At 63.2% G+C, this 26,897-nt stretch carries 24 protein-coding genes; 21 read left to right on the top strand and 3 right to left on the bottom strand.

Annotation, left to right across the window (positions count from 1 at the left end; all coding sequences use genetic code 11):
• Window positions 1–16: 16 nt before the first annotated feature.
• From ABGT83_RS02855 to ABGT83_RS02875, 5 genes are all read left to right on the top strand, one after another.
• The gene (locus ABGT83_RS02855; protein WP_103265910.1) at window positions 17–703 is read left to right on the top strand and encodes an AzlC family ABC transporter permease; all 687 of its coding nucleotides are present in this window, start codon (window positions 17–19) and stop codon (window positions 701–703) included.
• The gene (locus ABGT83_RS02860; protein WP_103265911.1) at window positions 703–1,035 is read left to right on the top strand and encodes an AzlD domain-containing protein; all 333 of its coding nucleotides are present in this window, start codon (window positions 703–705) and stop codon (window positions 1,033–1,035) included. The genes ABGT83_RS02855 and ABGT83_RS02860 overlap by 1 nt, the downstream gene beginning before the upstream one ends.
• A gap of 205 nt (window positions 1,036–1,240) precedes the next feature.
• The gene (locus ABGT83_RS02865) at window positions 1,241–1,873 is read left to right on the top strand and encodes a TetR family transcriptional regulator (RefSeq protein ID WP_346685813.1); all 633 of its coding nucleotides are present in this window, start codon (window positions 1,241–1,243) and stop codon (window positions 1,871–1,873) included.
• Between the two features lie 348 nt (window positions 1,874–2,221).
• Window positions 2,222–3,619 carry an MFS transporter gene (locus ABGT83_RS02870; RefSeq protein WP_103265675.1) on the top strand — a complete coding sequence of 466 codons (1,398 nt, stop codon included), beginning with the start codon at window positions 2,222–2,224 and terminating at the stop codon, window positions 3,617–3,619.
• Window positions 3,620–3,848: 229 nt separating this feature from the next.
• Window positions 3,849–4,043, top strand: a complete 195-nt coding sequence (locus ABGT83_RS02875) for a hypothetical protein (RefSeq protein WP_103264482.1) — start codon at window positions 3,849–3,851, stop codon at window positions 4,041–4,043.
• Between the two features lie 133 nt (window positions 4,044–4,176).
• Here the strand turns inward: ABGT83_RS02875 and ABGT83_RS02880 are convergent, their stop codons facing one another.
• Together ABGT83_RS02880 and ABGT83_RS02885 are read right to left on the bottom strand one after the other, a co-directional pair.
• The gene (locus ABGT83_RS02880) at window positions 4,177–4,977 is read right to left on the bottom strand and encodes an SDR family NAD(P)-dependent oxidoreductase (protein WP_103264483.1); all 801 of its coding nucleotides are present in this window, start codon (window positions 4,975–4,977) and stop codon (window positions 4,177–4,179) included.
• A 26-nt stretch (window positions 4,978–5,003) separates the two neighbouring features.
• Window positions 5,004–5,474, bottom strand: a complete 471-nt coding sequence (locus ABGT83_RS02885) for a VOC family protein (protein WP_103264484.1) — start codon at window positions 5,472–5,474, stop codon at window positions 5,004–5,006.
• Window positions 5,475–5,793: 319 nt separating this feature from the next.
• On the opposite strand from ABGT83_RS02885, the gene rplS reads away from it, so the two are divergent.
• The 13 genes from rplS (at window position 5,794) to ABGT83_RS02950 (ending at window position 19,395) form a co-directional block, all read left to right on the top strand.
• Window positions 5,794–6,141 (top strand): 50S ribosomal protein L19, encoded by a 348-nt coding sequence (rplS, locus tag ABGT83_RS02890; protein WP_103264485.1) that lies wholly within the window; start codon window positions 5,794–5,796, stop codon window positions 6,139–6,141.
• 388 nt (window positions 6,142–6,529) lie between these two features.
• Complete coding sequence (locus ABGT83_RS02895) at window positions 6,530–7,318, top strand: ribonuclease HII (protein WP_103264486.1); 789 nt, start codon at window positions 6,530–6,532, stop codon at window positions 7,316–7,318.
• Between the two features lie 261 nt (window positions 7,319–7,579).
• Entirely contained in the window at window positions 7,580–8,053 is a 474-nt protein-coding gene (locus ABGT83_RS02900) for a YraN family protein (protein ID WP_239926315.1), read from the top strand.
• Window positions 8,050–9,549, top strand: a complete 1,500-nt coding sequence (locus ABGT83_RS02905) for a YifB family Mg chelatase-like AAA ATPase (RefSeq protein ID WP_346685817.1) — start codon at window positions 8,050–8,052, stop codon at window positions 9,547–9,549. Before ABGT83_RS02900 ends, ABGT83_RS02905 begins: the two co-directional genes overlap by 4 nt.
• Before the next feature lie 5 nt (window positions 9,550–9,554).
• Window positions 9,555–10,520, top strand: coding sequence for a DNA-processing protein DprA (gene dprA / locus ABGT83_RS02910; protein ID WP_103264648.1), 966 nt, complete (start codon window positions 9,555–9,557; stop codon window positions 10,518–10,520).
• Window positions 10,521–10,648: 128 nt separating this feature from the next.
• The gene (trmFO, locus tag ABGT83_RS02915) at window positions 10,649–12,049 is read left to right on the top strand and encodes a methylenetetrahydrofolate--tRNA-(uracil(54)-C(5))-methyltransferase (FADH(2)-oxidizing) TrmFO (RefSeq protein WP_346685818.1); all 1,401 of its coding nucleotides are present in this window, start codon (window positions 10,649–10,651) and stop codon (window positions 12,047–12,049) included.
• A 43-nt stretch (window positions 12,050–12,092) separates the two neighbouring features.
• Window positions 12,093–13,004: a tyrosine recombinase XerC gene (locus tag ABGT83_RS02920; RefSeq protein ID WP_418762849.1), complete on the top strand. Its 912-nt coding sequence runs from the start codon at window positions 12,093–12,095 to the stop codon at window positions 13,002–13,004.
• 155 nt (window positions 13,005–13,159) lie between these two features.
• Window positions 13,160–13,615, top strand: coding sequence for a hypothetical protein (locus tag ABGT83_RS02925; RefSeq protein WP_103264490.1), 456 nt, complete (start codon window positions 13,160–13,162; stop codon window positions 13,613–13,615).
• A 123-nt stretch (window positions 13,616–13,738) separates the two neighbouring features.
• Window positions 13,739–14,242 carry a hypothetical protein gene (locus ABGT83_RS02930; RefSeq protein ID WP_103264491.1) on the top strand — a complete coding sequence of 168 codons (504 nt, stop codon included), beginning with the start codon at window positions 13,739–13,741 and terminating at the stop codon, window positions 14,240–14,242.
• Between the two features lie 117 nt (window positions 14,243–14,359).
• Window positions 14,360–15,025 (top strand): response regulator transcription factor, encoded by a 666-nt coding sequence (locus tag ABGT83_RS02935; protein WP_103264492.1) that lies wholly within the window; start codon window positions 14,360–14,362, stop codon window positions 15,023–15,025.
• A 121-nt stretch (window positions 15,026–15,146) separates the two neighbouring features.
• The gene (locus ABGT83_RS02940; protein WP_346685820.1) at window positions 15,147–16,145 is read left to right on the top strand and encodes a sensor histidine kinase; all 999 of its coding nucleotides are present in this window, start codon (window positions 15,147–15,149) and stop codon (window positions 16,143–16,145) included.
• Window positions 16,146–16,373: 228 nt separating this feature from the next.
• On the top strand, window positions 16,374–17,213 hold the full coding sequence (locus tag ABGT83_RS02945) for an ABC transporter ATP-binding protein (protein ID WP_103264494.1): 840 nt from the start codon (window positions 16,374–16,376) through the stop codon (window positions 17,211–17,213).
• Window positions 17,203–19,395 (top strand): ABC transporter permease, encoded by a 2,193-nt coding sequence (locus tag ABGT83_RS02950; protein WP_346685822.1) that lies wholly within the window; start codon window positions 17,203–17,205, stop codon window positions 19,393–19,395. Before ABGT83_RS02945 ends, ABGT83_RS02950 begins: the two co-directional genes overlap by 11 nt.
• Window positions 19,396–19,449: 54 nt before the next feature.
• Here ABGT83_RS02950 and ABGT83_RS02955 read toward each other — a convergent pair whose 3' ends face one another.
• On the bottom strand, window positions 19,450–20,775 hold the full coding sequence (locus tag ABGT83_RS02955; RefSeq protein ID WP_346685824.1) for an MFS transporter: 1,326 nt from the start codon (window positions 20,773–20,775) through the stop codon (window positions 19,450–19,452).
• 193 nt (window positions 20,776–20,968) lie between these two features.
• On the opposite strand from ABGT83_RS02955, the gene ABGT83_RS02960 reads away from it, so the two are divergent.
• The 3 genes from ABGT83_RS02960 to uvrA all read left to right on the top strand — a co-directional run bounded on the left by ABGT83_RS02960 (window position 20,969) and on the right by uvrA (window position 26,814).
• On the top strand, window positions 20,969–21,313 hold the full coding sequence (locus tag ABGT83_RS02960; RefSeq protein ID WP_103264650.1) for a nitrous oxide-stimulated promoter family protein: 345 nt from the start codon (window positions 20,969–20,971) through the stop codon (window positions 21,311–21,313).
• A gap of 241 nt (window positions 21,314–21,554) precedes the next feature.
• Entirely contained in the window at window positions 21,555–23,696 is a 2,142-nt protein-coding gene (locus ABGT83_RS02965) for a PTS sugar transporter subunit IIC/EAL domain-containing protein (protein ID WP_346685826.1), read from the top strand.
• Between the two features lie 241 nt (window positions 23,697–23,937).
• Window positions 23,938–26,814, top strand: coding sequence for an excinuclease ABC subunit UvrA (gene uvrA / locus ABGT83_RS02970; RefSeq protein WP_346685827.1), 2,877 nt, complete (start codon window positions 23,938–23,940; stop codon window positions 26,812–26,814).
• Window positions 26,815–26,897 lie beyond the last annotated feature (83 nt).

Genomic DNA, 26,897 nt, shown 5'->3' on the forward strand with positions numbered 1-26,897 from the left:
GTATAATCGGGAAGCTGTGCTTTCAGGGGATCACATACGACAATCGCTGTCTACCGCGCTGCCCATCATGCTGGGCTACGTGGCCATCGGCATACCCTGCGGCATCCTGAGCGCATCGATCGGCTTGGACGCGCTGCAGGTGTTCCTGCTGTCAATGCTGTTTTATTCGGGGGCGGGGCAGTTCATGATTCCGAACATGTGGCTGGCCGGTTCTCCTCTCGCCTCCATCGTGGCCAGTGTCTCGCTTGTAAACACGCGACAGATGCTGTATGCCGCCTCGTTCGCGCCCCGATGCGAAGGGGTGAAGAAGCGCCTCGCCTTCCTGTTTGCGGCCACGGTCACCGATGAGAGCTACGGTGTGAACACGGCGAAATTCGAGGCGGGCGGCTGGTCGGTGGGCCGGGCGACGCTGGTCAACCTCATGTCGCAGGGTTCTTGGGCGATTTCCAACGTCGTAGGCGTGCTCGTGGGAAATGCGGTGGGAGTGCCTCTGGCCATCGCATCGTTCGCCATGACCTCCATTTTCATATGCCTGCTCGCCACGCAGAAAGCGAGCGCCGCGAATGTCGTTGCGGCCGCATGCGCCATGCTCGGCGTGTTCACCTGCAAGACGATCGGGCTTTCGGGACCTGCCATCCTCATCGGTGCGCTTGTGGGCGTCATGGGTGCGCTGCTGTTCTCATGGGCGAAGGAGCGCGGCTGATGGAGGCGATGGGTTGGGGCGATTTCCTGATCGTGTTCGCCTGCTGCGCGCTCACGATGCTCGCGTGCCGCGTGCTGCCGCTGTTCGCGCTCAAAGGCAAAGAGCTCCCCGAAAACGTGGAACAGGCGCTCGGTTTCATCCCGCCGGCCGCGTTTGCCGCGCTTGTGGCCAATGATTTGCTGACGCCCGGCATGTTCGATGCGGGCCTGTGGCCGGCTGCCGCGCCGCTCGTTGCTGCTGCGGTGGTGGTCGCCGTGGCGTGGAAGACGAAGTCGCTTCTATGGTGCGCGCTGTCGGGCGTGGCCGCCTATGCGCTGCTCATGATGTTGTAACGATCGAACGACCATCGCTATTTCCTATCGCTCTTACTCAGGCGCATGCCCGCTCCAGTCTTTTCCGTGCGGTATACTAAGGCCATCTCATCGGGCTTTGGGCGGCGGGTTCATGGCGGGCCGCTGTCTCGAACGACCGAGAGTCGGCTTCTCAACGGAACATCTCAGGGCCGGTTTGCGGCGCGATGCGGGCGGAGGTACTGCTATGTCGGACACGAGGCGCGTCGAGCAGGAGATTCCATGGACGCGACCCGCTAGCGCGTGGTCGCTGTACCGCACGGCGAAGCCTACGGCGGCCGATCGTCAGAAACAGCGCATCGCGCAAGCGTTCGAGGAGGTCCTCGAACGACAGTCGTTCGACAAGATCACCGTCATCGAAATCGCCCGAAAGTGCGGTATATCCCGCCAGACGTTCTACAATCATTTTCTTGACAAGTACGACCTGGTCAACTGGATGTATCGTCAGCTCGTCGTCGGGACGACCGGACGTATCGGCATCGACATGACGTGGGAGCGGGCCGTGCGAACCAAGCTTGAGATCATGAGATCGAAGGACTGGTTCTTCTCGAAGGTTTATCGGGTTGGCGATCGCGAGGGGCTGCTCGAGCATGAGCCCCGGCTCGTCTTCAACTACTACGAATCCAATCTGAAACGGCTGACGGGCAAGGTGCTCGACGAAAAGGAGCGCTACGCGCTCATGCTTTACTGCCATGGCGCGGTGCGCATGACGGCAGAATGGATCAGGACGGCCCCGGACACTCCGGTCGACGTCATCGTGGAGGCCGACATGGCGGCGCTTCCTCCGTTCGCAAGGCGGACGTTGCTCGGGAACAGGTGAGATGGCCCGCATGCAACACAGGGGCGATCATCTCCGCTTGAACGGGCATGGATCTGGTTTGGCGATCCGGCTTCTGATCCGCACTGGAGGAGAGGCTGCCTTCAATGATTCCCGGAATTGCTGACAGCGCCGGCGGAATGTACACATTAACGCTTTCGCATCTGTACATTTCCCCTGGCGTGCCGTAATCCAAGAAAGCGAGGCGTAGGTATCATCGGTTTTTTCTATAATTCAGCAACAGGATGATGTTTCGCAGCGTCCAGGCCGTGGCCGTTGATTGCGCTGCGAATACGAGGAAGGAGGTGCGGAAGGGGAATCTTCGCAACCGCAACACGATAAGGAGGAGTCATGTCAGCTGAGAAAATAGCCAGGCAGGGCCTCACCGCCCGCCACATCGGCGTCGTGGTCACCATGGCGCTCACGCTCCTGACCGCCGTGGGCATCATCTTCACGGCGGCGGGCCTGTGCTACCGGCCGGTCTCCGAGCACTTCGGCGTACCGGTCTCGCAGGTCTCGCTCTACATCACGTTCGTCTACCTCGGCCAGATGGCGGGCGCGGCGCCCATGGGCTACCTGTTCGACAGGTTCAGCGCCAAGTCGGTGTGCGTCGCGGCGGCCCTCATGGTCGTCGTGCCCTACATGGGCTTCGCATTCTACCCGGCCATCTGGTGCTACTGGGTGGCGGGTTTCGTCATCGGGCTGGGACTGGTGTGCATCGAGTTCACGATGACCGCCGGCATCCTCTCCCGGTGGTTCCACACCAACTACGGCACCGTCACCGGCATCGTGTTCGCGATGACGGGCGTGGGCGGGGTCGTCTGGAACATCGTCGGGCAGTTCGTGCTCGGCCCGGAGCTTGCGGGCTGGCACACGCTCTACCTCATCTTCGGCGTGGCGATGGCGATCGGCACTGTGCCGTTCATCGCGATCTTCGTCAAGCGCACCCCGCAGGAGTGCGGAACGCTGCCCTATGGCATGCCGCTTGACGCCGCGGCGCAGGCCGCCGAGCTCGAGGCGGCGGGCGAGCAGGCCGCCGAGGAGCCGGGGTTCCGCGCCAAGGAGGTCCTCAAGATGCCCTTCTTCTGGACGCTGCTTCTGGGCGCGGGCCTTCTGAACACCATCACCACCATGTCGCAGCTCTTTGCCACCTACGTGCAGTTCCTTGGCCACGACGGCTGGGGCGGACAGGCGCTCGTGGCACTGCTTTTGCTCTCGGGCACCCTTGAGGCCTTCGCGAGCGCCGGGCAGGGTGGCGGCAAGGTGCTCATCGGGTTTGTCGAGTCGCGCTCCATCGTGGCCGCCCAGGCTATCGGCTACATCGGCGGCGTGATCGGGCTTGTGCTCATGTGGTGGCTGCCCCAACTCATGGGCGAGGCGGGCATCTGGCCCATGTTCTGCAGCGGACTGTTCTACGGCCTGGCCTACGCCTGCTCGACTGCGATGCTGCCCTTCCTCGTGCGCGAGGTGTTCGGCGGGCGGGACTTCGACAAGATCTACTCGTGGATGATCACCGTCTTCAACGGCATCGGGGCGCTCGGGGCCACCGGCTGGGCGCTCGTGGCCGAGGGCTTTGGCTGGCACGGCTTCTTCATCGGAGGGCTGATCGTGCTCACGGTGACCTTCGGGCTTTTGCTCTACACCTGGAAGGCGGGGGACAAGGCGCGCCGAAGGGCCTGGTACAAAGACGACGCCCAGCTCGCCGCGGAGGCGGCGGCCGAGGCCGAGGCTGCGGCCGAGGGCGCCTAGGGCCTGCAGGGCTTGCCGGGCGCGGGGAGGGTCGCCCCTTCCCGCCCCGCGCCCGGAGCCCCGTCTCGCCCCCTGCCGCCCCGCGCGCCGGCGGAAACGGTATCGACGCCCGCCGGGCGAATCCCTATACTGGAACGGTATGTTCGACAGCGGGCCGCATGAGGCCGGCCTGCAGCGGATTTCCGCCCCCGGACAGGTCCGAGGGCCCGCAAAGAGAGGAGACCCGGACATGGGACGAGGAAGCGGACCTGCGCGTATCGATGTGGCTTTGCTGGCGGCGATGCTCAACCCGGCGATCTTCGTCATTCTGCTCGGAGGTCTGCTGCTGGGCTACGATCCCGCCGTGCTCATCGTCGTGGGGATCGTTGGCTATACGACGTGGGGAGTACTCAAATATATTGCCAATCGGCAGAGCAGGGAATAGCTCGGGCGGGAGGGAGCTTGCCGACGCGTTCGAACCTGCGCATCGGTGAGTGCTATGCATACCTGAGCGAGATGGGGCGAAAAGGAAGGCGCGGCCGTGGCCGCGCCTTCCTTTTCGCCTTGGAGGCGCTGGATCAGAGCATTGCTCCCAAATCGATGACGATCTCGCGGCCGTTGAACTTCGTGGCCTCGTCGGACTCGGCGAGCCAAAGCACCATCTTCGTGATGTCCTCGGGGTTGAGGAACTTGAGCCCTCCGGGGTTCTTCTCGTCTTCGAACATCTCCTGCCAAGAAGAGAAGTTCTTGCCCATGGTGCTATTGACGAAATCAACGTAGGCCTCGGTTTCGCACATGGGGGTGCGCACCTTGGTGGGGCAGACGACATTGCAGTAGATGGGAAGCCCTTCGCGCTGAAGTTCGAGGGCGAGCGTCTTGGTGAGGCCGATGATGCCGAACTTCGTCATGCAATACGTCGCCAGTTTGGCTGTGCCTTTCAAGCCCGAGACGGACGATATGTTGATGATGCGGCCATACCCCTGCTTGCGCATGTATAGAGCGGCATACTTATCGGTGCGCCACGTGCCCTCCAGGTTCACCGCGAGCGCTTTCTCGACTTCTGCATCGGTGAGATCCCAGGTGTAGTTGAAGTTGATGATGCCCGCGTTGGCGATGACGACGTCGAGGCGTCCAAATTCATCCCAAGCCCGGGCGAATGCCGTTTCCATCTCGTCGGTCGAGCAGATGTTAGTCTTGATGGCGAGGGCCTTCCCGCCGGCTTCTTCGACCATCCTGACGGTCTCGGCGAAGCGTTCGTCGGTTGGATCGAGCATGTCAAGGAGGATGCAATCGTAGCCCTCCTTCGCGAATGCGACGGCATGCGTGCGGCCTTGGCCCATCGCGCCGCCGGTAATCAGAACGGTTTTCTTATCCGACATGGGGCGTCTCCTTCGGATCGGTCTTCTTAGCGAGCGCGTGTGACGGCTTCGACGATGAAGCCGAGCTTGTCCATCGAATCAAAGTACGTGAAGCGGCATGCGGGATTGACGAGCGACGTCCCCTCCTGCCAGATGCCGATGCCTTTGTCGGCCATGAGCTTGATGATGGCATCCTGGTCATCCACGTCGAAGCGGATGTGGTGCAGGCCGTGCATGCCCATCTTGAGATAATCCTTCCAGATGGTATCCTGGTCACCGACGGGCTGGAGAAACTCCAGCTGCACGTTGAAGAAATCGTAGAACACGGCGTAAACAGGCGCTTCGATGGTCTCGCCCCGGTAATAGCATTCCTTGTAGACGAAATCGCCCTCGTTGTCCGGCGCCAGGCCGAAGACATCGAGCATTCCCTGCTTCGCCTTTTCGATATCTTCGACTACGATGCCAATCTGGACAATCTCTTTCAGTTCGTCGGTGATTGTGAGGTCCTTCACTTTCATGGCACTCCTCCTTTAACGATGGGCGGTACGACTCCGTGCTTCTATTCTACCGCGTCAAGCCTGGCCGTGTCGCGCTTGGAAACGGGCTTGGTCGACGTGGGCGGAGTATTGTCTAATAATGCGCAGATGCTGTTTGACACATCATCGAAAGTGTCAAACAGCGGAAGCGTTCGGCCGCTATACGGACGCGCCTGCCAAGCTGGGACGGTATCCAAGATTTCCCCTTGCAAGATGGTTACTTGGGCGGTATACTATCCAATCGTGTCTTTCCAAGACAGCGTGCACGAGGTTTCACTGAACATATACGAAGGAACGGACCATGGATATCATTCGCGCCATCGAGCAACAGCAGATCAAGCAGGACCTCCCCGAGTTCAACGTGGGTGACACCGTGAAGGTCCACTACCGTATCACCGAGGGAAACCGGGAGCGCATCCAGGTATTCCAGGGCGACGTCATTCGTCGCCAGGGTGCATCGAGCCGTGAAACGTTCACGGTTCGCAAGATGAGCTTCTCGGTGGGCGTGGAGCGCACGTTCCCGGTGCATTCTCCGAAGATCGAGAAGATCGAGGTCGCGCGCCACGGCGATGTTCGTCGTGCGAAGCTCTACTACCTGCGCGACAAGGTGGGCAAGGCCGCCAAGATCAAGGAGAAGGCGTTCCGCTAGTTTTGGCTCGGTTTTCGACCGATCCGTTTCGACGGAGTTGTTACGCCGTCGCTCCGTGTGCCGAGGTTCGACCGGAGTCGCAAAGCCTCCTCGTATCGGGTTCCTTTCTTCGTCAGCCTAGCGTTTTCGCTGCGGAGGAGGATGCCGATGCGCAGGAGGCTTTTTGCCGTCCTGGGTCTCGGCAGCTTGTCGTCTCCCAGGCGAAAGGATGCTCGAGCGCGCTTTGGCGGCGGCTTGCAGGGTGCATGGGCATTCCGCATCTGGCCCGATTGCTGCATAGGCTGTTTCGCATGCCGCTGCTGCGGCTTCGAGGAAGCTGCGTTTTGGTATCATGGGCAAGATAAGATAGCGGCCCGTGCTTACGGGACGAATGGGGGCATGAGAGCGCATGGGATCCACAGTGGCCGATATCAAGCGCCGGCTGCAGGAAGCAGGAGAGCGCGAGTTTGCCGTGCTGGAGCGCGCGCTCGTGGCCGACACGCGACGAGGCGTGCGCGAGGCCGTCGAAGTTGCTCGCAGGCGTCTTGCAGGCGAGCGCGCCGAGCGCGAGCGTGTGGCGCGCTTGTATGCCTATGAGCGCGAACTGGCGGCTGGCCGCGGTGCCGGGGTAGTGGTTGGTCTTGACGAGGTGGGCCGCGGCCCCTTGGCGGGGCCGCTTGCGGTGGGCGCCGTCGTGCTGCCGCTCGAGCCGGCCGTTGAAGGTTTGGACGATTCTAAACAGGTGCGTCCCGAAGCGCGTGAACGCATTGCTGCAATCGTGAAGCAGGTCGCCGTCGCTTGGACCGTCGAATACGTGGAGGCTGCGGACATCGATGCCTGCGGCATGACCGCATCGCTTGTCCTGGCGTTTCGCCGCGCTGTTGCGCACATCGAAGAGGCGGGGGCGTGCCCCGATGTCATTTTGCTCGATGGGAACCCGTTGCGTCTCGATCCGCGCGAGGTAAGCGTCGTGAAGGGCGATGGATGCTGCGCCTCTATCGCCGCAGCTTCGATCGTTGCAAAAGTCGAGCGCGATGCCCTCATGTGCCGCTACGCCGAGCAGTATCCCGAATACGGTTTCGATGCGTGCAAAGGCTATGCCTCCCCAGCGCATATCGAGGCCATCAGACGCTACGGCCTCACGCCCATCCACCGTGCCACATTCTGCACGGCGTTCGTCCAGCCGACGCTGTTCTAACGCGCCGCTTCCACGCGCCGCTGCGTGGGTACGGGGTTGGGCGCTCCTTGCCCATGGCTCGAGGACGCCGCTGGAAGCGCGCAAGATTTTTGTCAGCTCTGCGTTGAAATCGCGCAGGGAAGGCGTTCGCGCCTCGCAAGGCTTGTGTGGCCCCTGCGCATGATAGAAGGTCGATATGCGCCGTTGACCTGCTGGATGCCAGCAATCTTGGCGTCAGGATAGCTGCGTATCATGGCCTCGGAGACGAAAGGGGCGATGATTATGAAGGAAGCTGCGACGGCGGAAAAGGTATCTGGAAAGCAGGAGGGCTCCGCAGGGCGGCCGGGCTGCGAGCGGAAGCGCAAGCAGCCCGTCAAGCGCAAGCCGATCGGTAGGCAAAACGCCGAGCTGGGCCGTCGCGGCGAGGATGCTGCGGCACGGTTCCTCGAGCGGCGCGGATATGAGATAGTCGCACGCAATTGGACGTGTGCGGCCGGCGAGGCGGACATCGTTGCACGTGACGGCGAAACGATCGTGTTTGTGGAAGTGAAAACGCGTTCAAGCTGCGAGAAAGGAATGCCGTCCGAGGCTGTGGACGCCTCGAAGCGCGAGCGCTACGAGCGAATAGCGGCGCTGTATCTACAGGGTTGCGACGTGGTCGACGTTCCCATCCGCTTCGATATTGTGGCGATCGTGGTGATCGCGCCCGATCGTGCGATGATCCGCCACCATATCGATGCGTTCGGCGCGGCATGAGCGGGAAGGGCCGATGCCTCGTGCAGGCCGCCACCTTGCGCGGTGTGGAGGCGGTGCCGGTGGATGTGGAGGTGGCGGTTTCGAGCGGCGTGCCCGGCTTTGCCATCGTCGGCATGGCTGATGCCTCTGTGCAGGAATCGCGCGAACGGGTGAAGGCGGCCCTGCGTTCGTGCGGGTTCACCATGCCGGCAAGCAAGATCGTCGTGAATTTGGCTCCGGGAGCGTTGCGTAAAACAGGTTCCGGTTTTGACCTGCCTATCGCTGCGGGTATTCTGGTTGCCACAGGACAAGTTGATCCCTCCGCGCTCGAGCGCGCGCTCTTCGTCGGCGAGCTTTCGCTCGAGGGCGCCGTGCGACCTGTCGCCGGGTTGCTTGCCTATGCGCTGTGCGCGCGCATGCTTGGGGTCGGGCTGGTAAGCGCAGAAGTCGAAGAGGGGTCGTGTGCGCTTGGGAGGCTGGAGTTGCGCTGCGCGCGCACGCTGGCGGACTTCCGCACCCCTCCTTTTCCCCGTGCTGTGGGGAAGAAGATGCAGATACGAGCCGAGTCTTCCGATTTCTGCGATATTGCAGGGCACGATATGGCCAAGCGAGCCCTGCAAATAGCTGCGGCAGGAGGGCACGGAGTGCTGATGATGGGGCCTCCCGGATCAGGCAAGACCATGCTTGCCTCTAGACTGCCCTCCATCCTGCCGCCGCTGTCGGAAAGCGAGGCTCTCGAGACGGCGGTGGTGCATTCGGTTGCCGGAGAGAATTACGATCGTTCACTTCACGGTGTGCGGCCTTTTCGCAAGCCGCATCATTCGGCGAGCCTCGCGGGGCTTGTGGGCGGGGGATCCCCTCCGCGCCCCGGCGAGATATCGCTCGCCCATAACGGCGTCTTGTTTCTTGACGAGCTGGCTGAATTCTCGCCATCGGTGCTGCAGGGCATTCGGCAGCCGCTCGAATCTGGCAAGGCAACGGTGACCCGCGCCGACGGCAATGTCGAATTTCCTGCTCGGTTCATGCTCGTAGCCGCCTCGAACCCCTGCCCGTGCGGTTATTTTGGGGACGATGAGAAGAAGTGCACGTGCTCGGAACGACAGATACGCGCCTACCAGGGCCGGATCGGCGGACCTGTTATGGACCGTATCGACGTGCATATCGCGGTGCGCCGCATACCGCCCGGAGAAGTTCTTGCCACGGGGCGCGGTACGAGTTCTGAAGAGTTGCGCCGCGCTGTGCTGAAAGCGCGGGAGTACGCCTCATGGCGCCGCGCTCGGGCAGGCACCGGCTCGCGTCGCGAGACGACCGAGGAGCTGGTTCGTGCCTGCGATCTTTCCTCGGAGGACGAGGAGTTCCTTAAAGCGACGGCGCAACGCTCGTGCATGAGCGGCCGCGCCATTATGCGGACGCTTGCACTGGCGCGCACCGTGGCAGATATGGAGGAGCGCTCGCGCGTCAGACGAGCTGATCTGTGCGAAGCGATTGGCTTCAGGTCGAGGCAGGGGGAGCTATGAGCGGAATGCGAACGGATTCTCGGTTGGGAGTGAGTCCGCCGAGTGCGGGAGACTTGTCAAAACGATCGGGTGGGCCGCGTACGGTGCTCGCGCGGACGGACCAGGGCTATCCATCTGCTTTGGAACGAGCAGCCGATCCGCCTGAGCGCCTGTACGTGGCTGGTGCGGTCGATGCTCTTGAGGAAGGGATCGCCATTGTCGGTGCGCGCAGATCGACTCCGTACGGACTCGGGTGCGCCGCGCGGTTCGCACGTGCAGCCGCCGAGCACGGCGTGGTGGTGATATCGGGCGGGGCGCGAGGCTGCGATGCGGCCGCCCATCGAGCCGCTATGGAGGCAGGGGGTCGCACGGTAGCGTTTTTAGGCGGAGGATGCGACCGTCCGTACCCGGCCGAGCATGAGGGTTTGTTCCGGCAGATTGTCGCATCAGGAGGAGCTGTGGTGTCCGAGCATGCATGGGATGAGCCTCCTCTTCCGTATCGATTCCGCCTGCGCAACCGGTTGATCGCATCGCTTGCCCGCGCCACGCTCATCGTGGAAGCGGGCTTGCCTTCGGGCACGTTCTCGACCGCGGACGAGGCGCTCGCCGCGGATCGGGACGTGCTCGTCGTGCCGGGCGCAATCACATCGGCTTCGTCGCGGGGCGCGAACCGTCTGCTCTACCAAGGGGCAACGCCCATTGTCGACGACGAGGCGTTCGCGGACGCCCTGTTCTCGCTGTTCGGCTGCCTGAAGCAAGAGTGCGTATCCTCCTTTGGCGAAACTGCCGCCGTTGCGAAGGCGGATGGCCCGGATGATCCGATCGTGGAAGCGCTGCGCGCCCAAGCTCTCAACATGGAGGAGCTTTACGAGATTGCGCGTGCCGGTTGCGGCAGGATCGATGCGCGCGAATGGCTTATGGAGCGCCTTGTGCGGGCCGAGGGAGCCGGCGCAATCGCTCGTTATCCCGACGGGCGTTGGGGACCATGCTGAGGATGCCGGCCCGGTGCGGTGGAGGGTCGCCTCTTGCGCTCGTCGGCGGTCTTTTTCCCGATCCCGCCGCATCGGGCGATACCCTTTGGTATCCTACGGGCATGCCACGAACAACGACATTTTCCAGGGTGACCGTCCTCGGTGCGGGCCTCGCGGGGAGCGAGGCTGCGCTGCAGTTGGCGGATCGGGGCGTGCGCGTGCGTCTCGTCGAAATGCGGCCAGCCGTCGGCACGCCTGTACACGCAACGGGGAGCTGTGCCGAGCTCGTCTGCTCGAATTCACTCAAGAGCACCAAGTTCGAAAGCGCAGCCGGCATGCTCAAGGAAGAGCTCGTACGCCTCGGATCGCGTCTGTACGCGGTCGCGCTGCGTAACGCCGTGCCTGCGGGCGGGGCGCTCGCAGTCGATCGCGAAGCGTTCGCTCGCGAGGTCACCGCGCTCGTAGAGGAGCACCCTTCCATTGATCTGGTGCGGCACGAAGCCTTGAATCTCGGAGAGGCTGCGCGCGGAGCGGACGTGCTCGTTGTGGCCACGGGACCCTTGACCTCGGATGCGCTGGCCTCCTCACTTGCCGAGGCGGCCGGCGCCGAGCACCTGGCCTTCTTCGATGCTGCGGCGCCCATTGTCATGGCCGATTCGCTGGATGGGTCGAAGCTGTTTCGCCAGAGCCGCTACGAAGATGCTGACGGGGGGCAAGCGGGCGACTATCTCAACGCGCCGTTTTCCCGTGCCGAATACGAGGCGTTCATCTCGTCGCTTGTGACTGCGGAGCGCGTCGTGCAGCGCGACTTCGAATCGCGCGATCTGTTCCAAGCGTGCCAGCCCATCGAGGAGATAGCCCGCAAGGGTCCCGACGCGCCTCGGTTCGGTCCGCTCAAACCGGTAGGGCTCACAGATCCCCGCACGGGTCGTCGTCCGTGGGCGGCGCTGCAGCTGCGGGCGGAGGATGCGCACGGCGAGAGCTACAACCTCGTCGGATTCCAAACGAACCTGACGTTTCCCGAACAACGTCGCGTTTTTTGCATGATACCCGGATTGGAGCATGCGGAGTTCGCCCGTTATGGTGTGATGCATCGCAACACCTTCGTGGACGCGCCCCGTCTGCTCGGGCCCGATCTGAGGCTGCGCGCTTCCGGCGCCGCTGCGATCGGCGTACCGGTGTTCCTTGCTGGCCAAATTGCGGGGACTGAAGGATATTGCGAGGCCATTCGCTCCGGACTGCATGCAGCCGTCTCGGTCGCGGCCTTGCTGAAGGGGCGCGCTGCGCCCTCTCTGCCGATCGAGACGGCCTTCGGAGCGCTTTTGGCCTATGCGACTGATCCCGCCACGGTCGATTATCAGCCCATGCATGTCAACTTCGGCATTCTCCCGCCGTTCGAGCAGCGCATCCGGAACAAGCGGGAGCGCTACCGGGCATATGCCGAGCGCGGCTCGCGCGCCCTCGCCGTCTATGAGGACGAACTTGCGAATGCGGATCTGCTCTTGCATGCGTCGGCTGGAGGCGCGCAAGGGAGATGCGATGGAGCGTGATCGGAAGGAGGGCGCCGCTACCGAGACCGGGCGCGATGCCCGGATGGCCGCGCTGGTGGACGGCTTCTGCGATGTTTTGCGCTTCGAGCGCAATGCGTCGGCTCATACGGTACGGGCCTATCGGATCGATCTTGAGGACTTCCTTCGCTGGTCGGTTCGCGAGGGCGTCGACCCCCTGATCGCTACCCATCGACAATTGCGGCGCTACCTGGGAGAGCTCGACCGAGCACAGTATTCGCGCACAACCATCAACCGCAGGCTTTCGGCCCTGCGCGGCTTCTACCGCTGGCTCAATGTGACCGGAACGACGGACGAAGATCCTGCGAGCGTGCTGCAGGGGCCCAAGCAGCCCAAAAGCCTTCCGCGCGTCATCAAGGCGTCGGACATGGTCAGGCTATTATCGGTGTACGGCAAGCGCGATGCGGAGGGGCATCCCCGCGAGCAGTCGTATGCCGATATGCGCAACCAGGCCTTGCTTGAGTTTCTATACGCATGCGGTGCGCGCGTGTCGGAGGCGTCAGGTCTGTTGGAAGCGGACGTTAATCTGGCATGCGCGCAGGTCAAGGTGTTCGGCAAAGGCTCGAAAGAGCGCATCATCCCCCTGCACGCCATGGCTGTTTCGTCAATGCGTTCTTATGCGACGGTCGCTCGGCCGCATCTTCTGAAGGACCGGTCATGCGCATTCTTCTTTGTGTCCACACGCGGCAACCGCATGGGCACCGATGCCATGCGAAAGATGTTCAAAGACGCTTTGCGCGCTGCCGGATTGGATGAGACGCTATCGCCTCATACTATGCGCCATACCTTCGCCACCGACCTGCTCGAAGGAGGCGCCGATCTGCGTAGCGTACAGGAAATGCTCGGGCATGCGAGCCTGTCCACGACTCAGATATACACGCATCTGTCTGCCGACCGCCTCAAAACGGCGCATGCTCAGGCTCATCCTCGCAGCTGAGTGCCGTACCAGTCATGGCGCACAGGTAGCGGCACCGTGACCGCTGCCTGACGGTTGCTTCCTGTGCCGATTCGCCTACCCCTTCTCGGTCACAATGGGCGGCGCCATAGCGGCGCGCCGATCTTCGCGGCGCGCGATCCGACGAAGGGAGGACCATGAAAAAGAGAATGCGCGCATTCGCGTGCGCTGCGGCCGCTACGCTTGCCATCGTGCCGTTCATGTCCGGCTGTGCCGCCGATGAGGCGCAGTCCGAAGGACAGACGACGGAAGGCGCAACGACCGAGCAGCAGGACACGATGGGCGAAGCTGCCGAAGTGGTCAAATACGGTCAGGTCATGGCCGTGAACGGCGATGAGGTGACGGTCGTTCTCGGCGAGGTGGACCAGCCGAACGGTGACGACGAGGGTTCCTTCACGATGGGCCAAGATGAGATCACGTTCGATCGGACCGGAGTCGAGATCACGGACGGTTCTGGTGCCATGCTCGATCCCACGACGCTTACGGTCGATACTGTGATCGCCATGAAAGGCACAGGCGAAGGGGCCGATTTTAAGCCGGCTGTTATCGAGATCGATAATCTTCCCTTCGAAGCGGGCGAGCAGTCCCGTTAGCGAAGGGTCTCGGATCGTTCCCTTGCCTTTCAGCTTTGGGAACCTATAATGCGGGGATGCCCCTTTATCGGAGGGGCGTCCCCGTCGTCGTTTTTGAACCGGCGCATTGCAAAGGAGTCGGGCATGCGGTTGTTGAAAGTATCTTCGGAGAAGCTGCTGCTTATCGCCGGCATCGTGTGGAGCGTGGCCGGCTTGAATATCGCGTTCATCGGCTTGACGGCCTACCTGGTGGAAACCGGATGGCTTGTTTGGGCTCTCGTGGGCGCTACATTGGCGGTGTTCGTACTGTTCCACGTGTTCGTGTTTACCAAGATGGTGGGCAAACATGCCGAGCGCATCCGTGGGTTCGACGAGGACAGAACCTACGTGTTCAAGTTCTTCGACCGTAAGGGCTACCTCATGATGGCGATCATGATGGCGGTGGGCATCGGACTGCGTGCTTCGGGGTTGGTGCCCGATTGGTTTATTGCGTTTTTCTACACGGGACTGGGGCTTGCGCTGGTCGTGGCCGGTGTCAGCTTCCTGCTGCGCTATTTCCGCAGCGACAAGACGCCGTGCCCGGCATTGCCCGGCACCTACTCGAAAGACCGCAGAGGCGGGACCTCCGGCGGCCGCGGTCGTCGATGACGAAACGGTTACGGGTTGCTTCGCGCGATGGTGGCGTGCCATAGTATGGTTACGGAAGCGTTCGACGACTGTCATTATTGTTTTGACGTCTTGTGCGATGCGATTGCGAGGAGGACCATGTCCAAGGTATTCGTCGTCGAAGACGACGCATCGTTGCGCGAGGAGCTTGCGCGCCTGCTTGACCTGCAAGGATTCACCTGTGAGACGACGGTTGAGTACGATGCTGCGGTGGACGACATCATCGCGGCAGCTCCCGACTGTGTCATTCTCGATCTCAAGCTTCCCGGCGTGAGCGGCCATGCCATCTGCCGGGGGTTGCGCACGCGAAGCGATGTGCCCGTCATCATGCTTACTTCGTCCGACAGTGAGTTCGATGAACTCATGAGCATGAACCTGGGCGCCGATGATTACGTGACAAAGCCGTACAATCCGGCTATCCTGCTCGCGCGTATCCAATCGGTTCTCCGGCGGACGGCCCGTTCGGAGTCCGCGTCGTCCATTACGCATCGCGGGGTGACGCTCGACTTGGCGAAAAGCGAGGTGAAGTTCGGGGAACGGACTGTCGAGCTCACGCGCAACGAATTCAAGATCCTCCGCCTGCTTATGGAGAACTGCGATACTATCATCTCGCGCCAGGAGCTTATGAATGAGCTCTGGCAGTCGGACGCGTTCATCGACGACAACACGCTGACGGTAAATATCAACCGGCTTCGCAAGAGTCTCGAGAAGGCGGGCGTGACCGACTACCTGATTACGAGGCGGGGTCAGGGGTATCTCGTATGAGCACCGCGTGCTTGCATGTGCAGCCGGCCGCGTGGCCCGCCATGCTGCTGGAGGCCCCGGGCGCCGTACCGGCGAGAAACTCTGCTGCCGTATGACGCCGGTGGCCTACTTGAAGGATCGCATGCCGGCAGTCTGCATCGTGTTGATCTGCGCTCTGGCGATCGGGTCTGCCGTGGCGACTCTGGGTGCCGGCACGGATGCCGCTGTCTTGCTGTCCTTGTTCGTCGTCCTGAGCGGAGCAGGCGGTTTTTTGTGGGATTACCTTCGAATACGGCGTTTCTACCGGGAGTTGGGCGAACTGGCGGCTCGGCTAACCCAGCCCTGTCTCATGCCGTCCTTGCTCGAGGAACCGCTGTTTCTCGAAGGAAGACTCACCTTCGAGGCCATCGAATCTGCGAGCAAGGCAGCGGCGGACGAGGTGACGCGTTATCGTGACCAGGCGGAGTCGTACCGCGACTACATCGAGCTGTGGATTCACGAAATCAAAACGCCCATCGCAGCCGCCTGTCTGATAAGCGCGTCTTCGCACGGTTCCGAGGCGAACCGGCTCAAAGGCGAGCTCGACCGCATCGAGGCGTACGTTGAGCAGGCTCTGTACTATGCCCGATCGACATCGCTCGCACGTGATTACGCGATCCGCGAAGTCGATCTGGCAGTATGCGTGCGAAAGTCGTGCAAGAAGCACGCCCGGTATCTTATCGAGCAGGGCGCGACGCCGGACATTCGGGTGCCCGACGGCGAGCGCGTGTTCGCCGATGAAAAATGGCTGTCCTTCGTGCTCGGCCAGCTTATCGTCAATGCTGCGAAGTATGGGGCCGTGCGGATAGGATTCTCGTCGCGCATCGAAGGCGAGGGTACGAGCGCCGCACACACGGTGCTCGAGGTGTCCGACGATGGATACGGCATTCCTGCTGCCGACGTGCCGCGCGTCTTCGATCGGGGATTCACGGGCGTCAACGGCCGTAAGCAGGGAGCCTCGACGGGCATGGGATTGTATCTTGTGGCCCAGTTGTGCGAGAAGATGGGGCTTGGCGTGGCGATCGCGTCTGAAGAGGGTTCGGGAACGCGGGTTCTGGTGACGTTTCCGCATGATCGGCGGGCGTATGATATAAGGAAGTAAGGCTCAGGCCCCTTCCGCCAAGGCGCCGATCCGCGCGTTATCGCCGGCAGATGAGCGACGGGAGCTGTGCAAGGCCTTCCTTCCGGCGGCACGTGCCGCTCATGCGCGCAAGCGGTTCATGCTACCAACCTTTCAAAAGCGTAAGTATTGCGTAAGCGCAAGCGATGGCGCCGCCGTCGGTGAGTGCGTAGTATCGTCATGGCAAACATGCGAGAAGGAGATAGGGCTATGACCGAAGTCTACGCAACCCCTCAACCGTCGGCTGTCGGAAGAGCGGCCGCCATGCAGGCTGCACACGGATCCGAGTCGATGTTGTCCGTACGTCAGATCGAGAAGGTATACGGCAACCGCGATTCCATCACGCACGCGTTGAACAACGTGAGTTTCGATGTGATGCCGGGCGAGTTCGTGGGCATCATGGGGCCCTCGGGCTCCGGCAAGACCACGCTGCTCAACTGCGTGGCCACCATCGACACCGTGACGAGCGGCCACATCCTTGTCGACGGGCGCGACATCACGGGCCTGCGCTCCCGTGCGCTCGCGAAGTTCCGCCGCGACGACTTGGGCTTCATCTTCCAGGACTCCAACCTGCTGGACACGCTCACCGGCTTCGAGAACATCGCGCTCGCGTTGACGGTGAAGGGCGAGCCCACCGGCCAGGTGAAGCCCAAGGTGGATGCCATCGCGGCCACCCTCGGCGTGTCCGAAGTGCTGGGGAAGTACCCCTACCAGATGTCGGGCGGCCAGAGGCAGCGCATCGCGGCGGCACGCGCCATGGTGGCCGATCCGAAACTCGTGCTGGCCGACGAGCCTACGGGCGCGCTCGACTCGCGCAGCGCCACCGTTATGTTGGAGACGCTCTCGATGATGAACGCCTCTCTCGGCGCGACCATCATGATGGTGACGCACGATTCCTACGCTGCGTCGTTTGCGAACCGCATCCTTTTCGTCAAGGACGGTGCCGTGTTCAACGAGATACGCAAGGGCGACACCTCGCGCAAGGACTTCTTCGCGCGCATCATGGAAGTGGTCACATTCCTGGGCGGTGACGTGCGCGATGCTTGCTAAACTGGCCTTCCGCAACATCCGCCGCTCCGTCAAGGACTACGGCGTGTACTTCGTCACGCTCGTGTTCGGCGTGGCGGTGTTCTACGCGTTCAATTCGGTGTCGAGCCAGTCCATCCTCTTCGACTTGGAGGACGAAGCGTCGGCGGGCGTGTTCCAGATGACGGGGCAGTTCCTCGGCATGTTCAGCGTGCTCATCGCCTGCGTGCTCGGATTCCTCGTGCTCTACGCGAACGGTTTCCTCATCAGGCGGCGCAAGCAGGAGTTCGGCACGTACCTCGTGCTGGGCATGAATCCCGCCAGCGTGTCGGCCATCGTGCTCATGGAGACGGTGGCGGTGGGCCTCGTGTCGCTCGTGGTAGGCCTGGCGCTCGGGTTCGCGCTGTCTCAGGGCATGTCGTTCGTCACGGCGGGCTTGTTCAACATCGAGATGACGCAGTACCGCTTCATCTTCTCGTTCGACGCCTTCCTGCTCACGCTGATGTGCTTCGCGATCATCTTCGCGGTGACGGCCCTGTTCAACACTGTGTCCATCCGCCGCTACAAGCTCATCGACCTGCTGTCAGCCCGCAGCCGCAACGCGCGCTTCCGCGTACGCAACCCGTGGATTAGCTTCGCCGGGTTCGTTGCGGCCGTAGGTCTGATCACGTGGGCGTACGCTACGCTCGTCGAAAACGGCCTTCTGGAGTTCGACGACGGGTTTTGGAAGGCCACGACGCTCATGGTGGTCGGCACGTTTCTGCTCTTCTGGTCGCTCGCCGGCTTCGCCATCGCGGTGATCGAGCGCACGCGCGGCGTGTACTTCAAGGGCCTCATGATGTTCACGATGCGCCAGATAGCCAGCAAGGTGAACACGGCGTTCGTGTCGCTGTCGGTGGTATGCATCATGCTGTTCTTCTCGCTCACCGTGTTCTCCACCGGCATGGGGCTGGCGCGCGCCTTTAGCGGCAACATCGAGGACGGTACGATCTACGACGCCACGCTCACGGCGAACGTGTACCTGAACCAGGGCGGCACGCACGATTCCCAGGAGCTTGCGCAGATGACCGAGGAGGATCGCGAGTACCAGAAGGTTGCCGACGAGAAGGCGGCCGCCGTGACGGCCGACGCGGAGGCCTACGGCTGGGACATCGCCGCCAAGCTGGCCGACTCCTCGCCGGCGTGGGATGAGTTGGTGGAGCGCGCGGCGCAGATCGACGCCTTCGTGAGCGACGAGACGTCCTACGGCGAGCTTATGGAGCGCTACGGCCAGGGCACGGGAAATGCGAAGCAGAACGAGGCGCTGCACAACCAGGGCGTCACCCTCATCGGCGTCTCGCAGTTCAACGCGCTCGCCGAGCTTGCGGGCCGGCCGACCGTGGACGTGGGCGAGGACGGCTACGCGGTGAACAACACGCTCGACGCCATGAAGGGGCTCTCGGAGGCGCTCGCGCGTTCGGGCGAGACGGTGGTCGCAGGCGGGCGCGTGCTCGAGTCCACAGGCGAGCTGCGCAGCCAGCCGATGGAGGACACCACGTTCTCCGCGAGCGGGGCTGAGCTTATCGTGCCCGACGCGGTGATCGCCGGCCTGCGTGCTCAAGGTGCCGCGCCCGAGCAGAGCATCCTCAACCTCATGTACAAGACGGACCGGGCCGAAGGCGACAAGCTGCTCGAGCAGGTGCTCGTCGACGCATCTCCTGCCAACCCGGAGGTGGCGGCCTCCGGCTGGAAGTTCAGCCCGAAGCCCTGGCCCGTGACGCTGTCGTTCACGGCCGAGGAGGTGCTCGTGCAGTCGGGCGGCATGAACCTGATGATCTCGTATCTGGCGCTCTACATCGGCTTCGTGTTCCTCATCGCCACGGCGGCCATCCTGGCCATCCAGCAGCTGTCCGAGACGAGCGACTCGCTGCCGCGCTACCGGGTGCTCGCCGAGATCGGCTGCGACCGCCGCATGATCGTCCGGTCGCTGCGCGCGCAGGTGCTCGTGTACTTTCTCGTGCCGCTCTCGCTGGCCGTGTGCCACACGGTGTGCGCTGTGAGCGTCATCAGCGACGCGGTGCTCGGCCAGCTCGGGGTGTCGGTGCTCGAGCCCGCCTTCATGACCGGCGTGCTGGTGGCGGTGGTGTACGGGGCGTATCTGCTGGTCACGTACTTCGCCAGCAAGGGTATCATCCGCGCCTCGCTGGGGAAGAAGCTCGTGGGGTAGGGAAAGGCGCGCATGCGAAACGCTGGCGGCCGCAAACGCCGGCCGCCAGCGTTTCTAGCTCGGCTTGCGCTCAAGCGTTTGCTCCAAGTGCTTTCCAAGGCGCATCGTGACGATCCCCATGACTAGGATCGCGACGATAATGCCCAGCACCGTTGCGAACTCCAGATCCCATCCGATCTCGCTCAGCGTCGCGAAGAGCGTGACGCTGATGGCGGGCGCGATGTTGATGAAAACGGCGATGCGCGAGTATATTTTGGTGTATTCGCGCGGACCGAACAGATGGCGCGCGATCGTGGGACCCAGCACGTTGGTGGCCCCGTACAGTGCTCCGAACAGGACTGATCCCGTATAGATGAGCGCGGTGGAACTGTAGCCCAGCCAGCAGCACACGGTTCCCGTGAAGCCGCAGGCGCAGGCGACGCACAGAGCCACCACGATGCTCCTGTCCGCGATGGCGCCCAGGCATACTTTCGCTACCGCCTGGGAGGCTTGCATGCACATAGCCACCGCCGAGGCCACCATCACGGCAAGCGCGGGGGTGATGTCCGCCAGTCCCGTGTCGCCGAGGTGGTAGACGTAGGTGGGAAGCATGTTGCCAGCTTGGCCGGTGCCGTTGAAGAGCGCGATGGTGAGAGCAAGCAGATAGAATGCGGGGGAGCGGAACGCCTTCTTGGCCGAGACGCCCCATTGCATTCCCTCGTCGGCGCCGACTCGCTCCGCCTCGCCATAGGGTTGCAGTCCGATGTCGGAAGGGTAGCTTCGGATGCAGAACAGCGTGGCGGGCAGGCCGAGCGCGAGCACGGCGCCGCCCAGCACAAGGTACGCGCTGCGCCAGCCGAGATCGCCGATGAGGACGCCGCCCACCATGCTCCAAACGGCGCCTCCGACGCCCATCATGGCCACACAGATGCCTACGAGCACGCCCATGTGCGAATTGAACCATCGGTTGACGAGCGTCGGCGATGCAAGGTAGGAGAGGGCCACCACGCCGGTTCCTTCGAGGACGCCGGACAGGTAGAACTGCCAGATCTCGGTCCACTGGGAGCAGAGGAGTACGCCGGTGCCGCAAAGGGCGACCGATACGGAGAGTACGATGCGGAGGTCGAGTTTTTCCATGAGGTTGCCCAGAGGAGAAGCCATGACTGAACAGCTCAGGAATATAATGGTAATAAGCACGGTGAACTGGCTGGAAGCTATTCCCAGCTCCGTCGATACAGGCACGACGAAGATCGACCAGGTATTGAACACGATAGCGGAGGAGGAGAAGCACAAAAGCGCGCCGGTGCCCACTGCGAGGACATGCCGTATAGTGAGCTTTTGCGGCCTCGGAGCTTCGTCCGAGACCTGCTTCTCGTCGAGCGCTTGCGCTGTCGCTTCCACGTCCCAGCCCTCTCTTTCCTGACGCTGAGCACCCGCCATTCCCTTGAAGGTCGGGGTCGTACCCCCTGGTTCGCACCGAACCGCTCCAAGTATACTCCGCCCCGCTTCGCCGAAGCGGGTAAACCCCCGGAAGTTCGAGCCATTCGTGTGTCTTCATGCTCGCGAAATGGTATGCTCTGCTATTATGCGCGTTATGCAAGACTCACCGAGGACGGCGAAGCGGCGTGCCCGCGAGAAGCGCACCATCTCCCAGATGGTGGCGCTGTATTGCGCAGGCAACCATGATGGGAACGCGCGCAGCGAGCTCGCGCACTGTGGCGAGGCCGTATGCCCTGCCTGTGCAGACGTGGACGCCTATGCTGTGTTGCGCACAGAACGATGTCGCCGCATGGAGGCCAAGACTTCTTGCGAGAAGTGTGGCAACCACTGCTATACGACCGACAAGCGCGATGAGATTTGCGCCGTCATGCGCTATGCGGGTCCGCGCATGCTCGGGAAGCATCCCGTGGCAGCGGTTCGCCATCTCCTGGGCCGGTAGAAGCTGGCGGCGTTGTCGAGACGCGCGCTCGTGGTTCGTGTTCCACTTGTTGGGCCGCGTGCAGATCGGCGTCGCTCGTTCGCCATGCGACTCGCTCGCTAAAGCGCCGACCGGATCGAAATCCGCTTTCCGAACGTATCCGCCCGCGCTGCGCGCCGTGCCTATTCGGGGTACAATGGTTGCCGAAGGCTATCGGTGCAGGTTTTGACCGAGAGCGGAACGAGGTGACGGAAGGGCGGGCATGCTCGACAAGGTGTACGCGCAGTTCGCGCGTTTGGAAGGGGTCATGGCGTTCCAGGCCATCCGCCAGGGCCTCATCCTCACCATTCCGGTGCTGCTCGTGGGTTCGTTCTGCCTCATCCTGCTGAATCTCCCGCTCGAACCGTACCAAGAACTGCTCGGCAGTGCACCGCAGGTCGAGGGCCTGCTCCACCTTGTTTACGATGCCACGATGGGCATATTCTCGCTCTACGTAGCCGTGGCTGTGGCATTGCGCTACGCGAACGCCTACGCCGAGCGCTTCGGCGCGTTTTTCATTCAGGGAGCTCCATTCGCCGCGCTCGCGGCCTACCTCATGTCGGTGGGCTTTGGCACGGCGGGGTTCGATCTGGTCGTTCTCAGCACCCGTTCGCTGTTCATCGCCATCGTGTGCGGGCTTGGATCGTCGGTTCTGTACTGTCGGCTCGTGAACCTCCGACGTGCGCCGCGGCTCTACGGCGACAGCATCGACAACGTTTTCAACCAGGCCGTCACGGGGCTGTTCCCCATCGCCGTGGTGATTGCGCTATTCAGCCTGGTGAACGTCGGTGCGACGGCGCTCACTGGGGCGAGCTGCGTGGAGGAGGCGTTCTTCTGGGGAGTGAGCGCGCTTTTCCCGCTGGCTACGGCCACCCTCGGCAGCGGCCTGCTCTATTTGTTCATGAACAACGTCATGTGGTTCTTCGGCATTCACGGGGGCAACATGCTCGACGGCGTGGCGCAGAGCGTGTTCGTGCCGGGCACGGCGGCCAATGCTGCTGCGCTCGCAGTTGGCGGCGAGCCTGTGCAGATCGTGACGAAGACGTTCCTTGACGTATTCGCTTCGATCGGAGGGGCGGGCGCGCTCCTGTCGCTGCTCATCGCCATGCTCGTTTTCGGAAGGCGGCGAAGCGCACGGCGCCTGTCAGCATTTGCCGCGATTCCCATGTGCTTCAATATCTCGGAAATCATGTTATTCGGTCTGCCGGTGGTGTGGAATCCGGCGCTGTTCGTGCCGTTCATCATCGTGCCGATGGTGAACCTTGTCGTGGCATATGCGGCGACTGCGACGGGTCTCGTGCCGCCCGTTATGGTGGACGTGTCGTGGACGACTCCGCCGCTTGTCGGGGGCTATGTGGCCACGGGTTCGCCTGCGGGAGCCGTGCTGCAGCTCGTCTGCATCGCGCTGGGAGCAGTGCTCTACCTGCCATTCCTACGTCGTTACGAGCAACTGGCCGACGACCGGGCGCGAGTGGAATACGCCTCGCTGCTCGCGTCGTTCCAAGAGGATGAACGCGCCGGGCGCGAGCGCGCGCTCGTCGCGGCTCCGGGCGCCTTGGGAGGAGTGGCCCGTTCGCTTTCGGAGGACGTGCGCCGTGCGGTGGCCGAGCGCGCCTTCGAGCTGCGCTACCAGCCCCAGTTCGACGCGACGGGGCGCTCAACAGGGGCCGAGGCGCTGCTGCGCCTTGAACACCCCGTGTACGGCATGCTGTATCCGCCGCTCGTTATCGAGCTAGCAAAGGAGGCAGGCGTCGTCAACCGGCTGGAACGCGCCGTATTCGAGCGGGCGATCGAAGATGCGCGGGTTTTGGAGGCTCTCGCGCATGCGGGGGAGCTCGACTTCGGCTTTCGCGTGAGCGTGAACGCCACGGCCTCGATGCTGCAGGACGAGGCGGCGGTCGGGTTCATGATCGACGCTTTTCGTGCGAGCGGTCTCGATGCGGGGCGTGTGGTGGTGGAGGCCACCGAGCGTGAGGCACTGCGCTGGGACGAGGGCGCGCACGACCTTCTGCGGCGCGTGGCGGATGCCGGCATGCCGCTCGCAATCGACGACTTCTCTATGGGGCGAACGTCGTTCCAGTATCTTGAGACAAGCGTGTTCAGCGTGGTGAAGCTTGACGGAACCATCGCGAAAGGCGTCATGGAGAACGAGCGCTACGCCGAGATCGTTTCGTCCATCGCCGATCTCTCCGAGCAGCTGGGTTTCTCCGTCCTGGCTGAGTACGTGGAGACGGCCGAGCAGCGCGATGTGCTGAAGATGCTCGGCTGCACGTATTTCCAGGGCTACCTGTACGCCCCCGCGCTGCCCCTCGATGAAATGGTGGAGCGGGCTCGCTTGCGTGACGGTGCTCCGCCGTCTGAATAAAGGGCGCGCTGTACATAAGCCGAAGAATCCCGCGCGATCTGCCATCGAACGAATTGTGCGCATCGTTTGAACGCTCGGACACGAACGGATGTTTTCGCGGGCTCTTTCCGCTCGCTGCGCTAGAATGGACGATTGCACGGAAATGATAGTTTCCCGGTAGCCTAATTTGCGACCATCGGCGCGCAGCGCTGTAGGCGCGGCGCCGGTAGCAGATGCGCGAAGAGAAAGAGCGATAAGCCACATGGGACAGAATGCCATCGTCATCAAGGGTGCCCGCGAGCACAACCTCAAGGACATCGACCTCATCATCCCGCGCGACGAGCTCGTGGTCATCACGGGTCTGTCAGGCAGCGGCAAGTCGAGCCTCGCGTTCGACACGATGTACGCCGAGGGCCAGCGCCGCTACGTGGAGAGCCTCTCCAGTTACGCGCGCATGTTCTTGGGGCAGATGAGCAAGCCCGACCTGGATAGCATCGACGGCCTGTCACCGGCCGTGTCCATCGACCAGAAGACCACGTCGAAGAACCCGCGTTCCACCGTGGGCACCACCACCGAAATATACGACTATCTGCGCCTGCTGTTCGCTCGCGTGGGCGTGCCTCACTGTCCTGAGTGCGGGCGCGTCATTCGCAAGCAGACCACCGACCAGGTGACCGACGAGATACTGGCGCTCGCTCCCGATGCGAAGGCCATCATCATGGCCCCGGTCGTCACCGGACGCAAGGGCGAGTTCACGAAGCTGTTCGCCGACCTGCAGAAGGAGGGCTTCAGCCGCGTGCGCATCGACGGCGAGATCGTGAAGCTCGAGGCCGAGCCGCTCACGCTCAACAAGAAGATCAAGCACTTCATCGACGTGGTGGTGGACCGCGTGCAGCTGAAGGAGAGCGCCACGAGCCGCATTGCCGAGGCGGTGGAGCTGGCCACGAAGCTGGCCGACGGGCGCGTGCTCGTGCAGGTGCTCGGCGAGGACGGGCAGCCGCTCGGCGAGGGCGGCGGCAAGTCGAGCGGCGCTACGGGTGGCCTCGGCGCCGGCGAGCATATCTTCTCGCTCGCGCTGGCGTGCCCCGAGCACGGCCATTCCATGGACGAGCTGCAGCCGCGCGACTTCTCGTTTAACGCCCCCTACGGCGCCTGCCCGGACTGCCTCGGCATCGGCAGCCGCGAGGAGGTGGACCCCTCGCTCGTGGTGCCCGACCCCTCGCTCACGTTGGCCGAGGGCGCCATCGCGCCGTTCAAGACGGGCAACTACTACCCGCAGGTGCTGCGCGCCGTGGCCAAGCACATGGGCACCGACGAAAATACGCCGTGGGAAGATATGCCGAAAAAGGCGCAGGATGCGCTGCTCTTCGGCCTCGGCAACGATAAGGTGCGCGTGGACTACGTGACCGTGGACGGCCGCGAGACGTACTGGTACATCGAGTGGGAGGGCGCGCTCGCTGCCGTGCAGCGCCGCTACCAGGAAGCCCAGTCCGACAACCAGCGCGAGAAGCTGTCGGAGTATTTCGCTATCGTGCCGTGTCAGACGTGCGGTGGCAAGCGCCTCAAGCCGGAGATCCTGGCCGTGACGGTGGGGAATCGGTCCATCCATGACGTGACCGAGATGAGCGCGGCCGACTCGCTCGACTACTTCGAGGGCTTGGCCTTTCATGGCTCCGAGGAGCATATCGCCGGTCCTATCGTGAAGGAGATCAAGGCGCGCCTGCGCTTCCTGGTGGACGTGGGCTTGGACTACCTCACGCTCGAGCGGGCCACGGCCACGCTCTCGGGCGGCGAGGCGCAGCGCATCCGCCTGGCTACGCAGATCGGCGCGGGCCTTATGGGCGTGCTCTACATCCTGGACGAGCCATCCATCGGCCTGCACCAGCGCGACAACGAGCGGCTCATCGCCACGCTGGAGCGCCTGCGCGATTTGGGTAACACCGTCATCGTGGTGGAGCACGACGAGGACACCATCCGCAGCGCCGACTACGTCATCGACATGGGCCCGGGCGCGGGCGAGCACGGCGGCGAGGTGGTGGCGGCCGGCAAGCCCGACGAGATCGTGAGGTTCGAGGGCTCGCTCACGGCCGACTACCTTTCGGGCCGCCGCACCATCCCCGTCCCGGAGAAGCGCCGCAAGCCGCGGCGCGGGTCGCTCAAGCTCACGGGCGCCTCGGAGAACAACCTGAAGAACCTGACGCTGGAGGTTCCCTTCGGCACGCTCACCGTGGTCACGGGCGTGTCGGGCTCGGGCAAGAGCTCGCTGGTCACCGACACGCTGGCACCGGCGCTCGCGAACCGCGTGAATCATGCGCACCGCCGCTCCGGCACGTACAAGAAGATCACCGGCCTGGACAAGATCGACAAGGTCATCAACATCGACCAGAGCCCCATCGGGCGCACGCCGCGCTCGAACCCGGCCACCTACATAGGCCTCTGGGACGACATCCGGGCGCTGTTCGCCAGCACGCAGGAGTCGAAGGCGCGCGGCTACGGGCCGGGGCGCTTCTCCTTCAACGTGAACGGCGGCCGCTGCGAGGCCTGCAAGGGTGACGGCCAGATCAAGATAGAGATGCACTTCCTGCCCGACATCTACGTGCCCTGCGAGGTGTGCGGCGGCGCACGCTACAACCGCGAGACGCTGCAGGTCACGTACCGTGGCAAGAACATCGCCGAGGTGTTGGACATGACTGTGGACGACGCGCTGGCCTTCTTCGAGAACATCCCCGGCATCAAGCGCAAGCTGCAGACGCTGCACGACGTGGGCCTGGGCTACATCCGCCTGGGGCAGCCCGCCACCACGCTCTCGGGCGGCGAGGCGCAGCGCGTGAAGCTGTCGAGCGAGCTGCAGCGCCGCCAGACCGGCAAGACGTTCTACATCCTGGACGAGCCCACCACCGGCCTGCACTTCGAGGACGTGCGCCAGCTCTTGGAGGTGCTGGAGCGCCTCGTGGACGCCGGCAACACGGTTCTCGTCATCGAGCACAACCTGGACGTCATCAAGTGCGCCGACCGCATCATCGACCTGGGACCCGAGGGCGGCGACCGCGGCGGCACCATCGTGGCCCAGGGCACCCCCGAGGAAGTGGCCGAGGTCGAGGGCAGCTACACCGGCCAGTTCGTGAAGCGCATGCTATAGGCGCGGAAGGCTGCCAAGGGCGCGGGGCGATCGGACTTCGGGAATCGCGCGCTCGGTCTGGCCGGGGACGATCGCCAGGCCCT

It is taken from the genome of Enteroscipio rubneri, assembly GCF_963929405.1.
GTDB lineage: Bacteria > Actinomycetota > Coriobacteriia > Coriobacteriales > Eggerthellaceae > Enteroscipio > Enteroscipio rubneri.

What these genes read in the sequence shown, in the direction of transcription:
- ABGT83_RS02900 (WP_239926315.1), top strand. Translation starts at nt 7,580, where the DNA reads ATGAAGGAAGCTGCGACGGCGGAAAAGGTATCTGGAAAGCAGGAGGGC.
- ABGT83_RS02930 (WP_103264491.1), top strand. Translation starts at nt 13,739, where the DNA reads ATGCGGTTGTTGAAAGTATCTTCGGAGAAGCTGCTGCTTATCGCCGGC.
- ABGT83_RS02950 (WP_346685822.1), top strand. Translation starts at nt 17,203, where the DNA reads ATGCTTGCTAAACTGGCCTTCCGCAACATCCGCCGCTCCGTCAAGGAC.
- rplS (WP_103264485.1), top strand. Translation starts at nt 5,794, where the DNA reads ATGGATATCATTCGCGCCATCGAGCAACAGCAGATCAAGCAGGACCTC.
- ABGT83_RS02895 (WP_103264486.1), top strand. Translation starts at nt 6,530, where the DNA reads ATGGGATCCACAGTGGCCGATATCAAGCGCCGGCTGCAGGAAGCAGGA.
- ABGT83_RS02885 (WP_103264484.1), bottom strand. Translation starts at nt 5,474, where the DNA reads ATGAAAGTGAAGGACCTCACAATCACCGACGAACTGAAAGAGATTGTC.
- ABGT83_RS02920 (WP_418762849.1), top strand. Translation starts at nt 12,093, where the DNA reads ATGGCCGCGCTGGTGGACGGCTTCTGCGATGTTTTGCGCTTCGAGCGC.
- ABGT83_RS02860 (WP_103265911.1), top strand. Translation starts at nt 703, where the DNA reads ATGGAGGCGATGGGTTGGGGCGATTTCCTGATCGTGTTCGCCTGCTGC.
- ABGT83_RS02880 (WP_103264483.1), bottom strand. Translation starts at nt 4,977, where the DNA reads ATGTCGGATAAGAAAACCGTTCTGATTACCGGCGGCGCGATGGGCCAA.
- ABGT83_RS02945 (WP_103264494.1), top strand. Translation starts at nt 16,374, where the DNA reads ATGACCGAAGTCTACGCAACCCCTCAACCGTCGGCTGTCGGAAGAGCG.
- ABGT83_RS02940 (WP_346685820.1), top strand. Translation starts at nt 15,147, where the DNA reads ATGCCGGCAGTCTGCATCGTGTTGATCTGCGCTCTGGCGATCGGGTCT.
- ABGT83_RS02925 (WP_103264490.1), top strand. Translation starts at nt 13,160, where the DNA reads ATGAAAAAGAGAATGCGCGCATTCGCGTGCGCTGCGGCCGCTACGCTT.
- ABGT83_RS02865 (WP_346685813.1), top strand. Translation starts at nt 1,241, where the DNA reads ATGTCGGACACGAGGCGCGTCGAGCAGGAGATTCCATGGACGCGACCC.
- ABGT83_RS02965 (WP_346685826.1), top strand. Translation starts at nt 21,555, where the DNA reads ATGCTCGACAAGGTGTACGCGCAGTTCGCGCGTTTGGAAGGGGTCATG.
- ABGT83_RS02870 (WP_103265675.1), top strand. Translation starts at nt 2,222, where the DNA reads ATGTCAGCTGAGAAAATAGCCAGGCAGGGCCTCACCGCCCGCCACATC.
- dprA (WP_103264648.1), top strand. Translation starts at nt 9,555, where the DNA reads ATGCGAACGGATTCTCGGTTGGGAGTGAGTCCGCCGAGTGCGGGAGAC.
- uvrA (WP_346685827.1), top strand. Translation starts at nt 23,938, where the DNA reads ATGGGACAGAATGCCATCGTCATCAAGGGTGCCCGCGAGCACAACCTC.
- ABGT83_RS02875 (WP_103264482.1), top strand. Translation starts at nt 3,849, where the DNA reads ATGGGACGAGGAAGCGGACCTGCGCGTATCGATGTGGCTTTGCTGGCG.
- ABGT83_RS02905 (WP_346685817.1), top strand. Translation starts at nt 8,050, where the DNA reads ATGAGCGGGAAGGGCCGATGCCTCGTGCAGGCCGCCACCTTGCGCGGT.
- ABGT83_RS02935 (WP_103264492.1), top strand. Translation starts at nt 14,360, where the DNA reads ATGTCCAAGGTATTCGTCGTCGAAGACGACGCATCGTTGCGCGAGGAG.
- ABGT83_RS02960 (WP_103264650.1), top strand. Translation starts at nt 20,969, where the DNA reads ATGCAAGACTCACCGAGGACGGCGAAGCGGCGTGCCCGCGAGAAGCGC.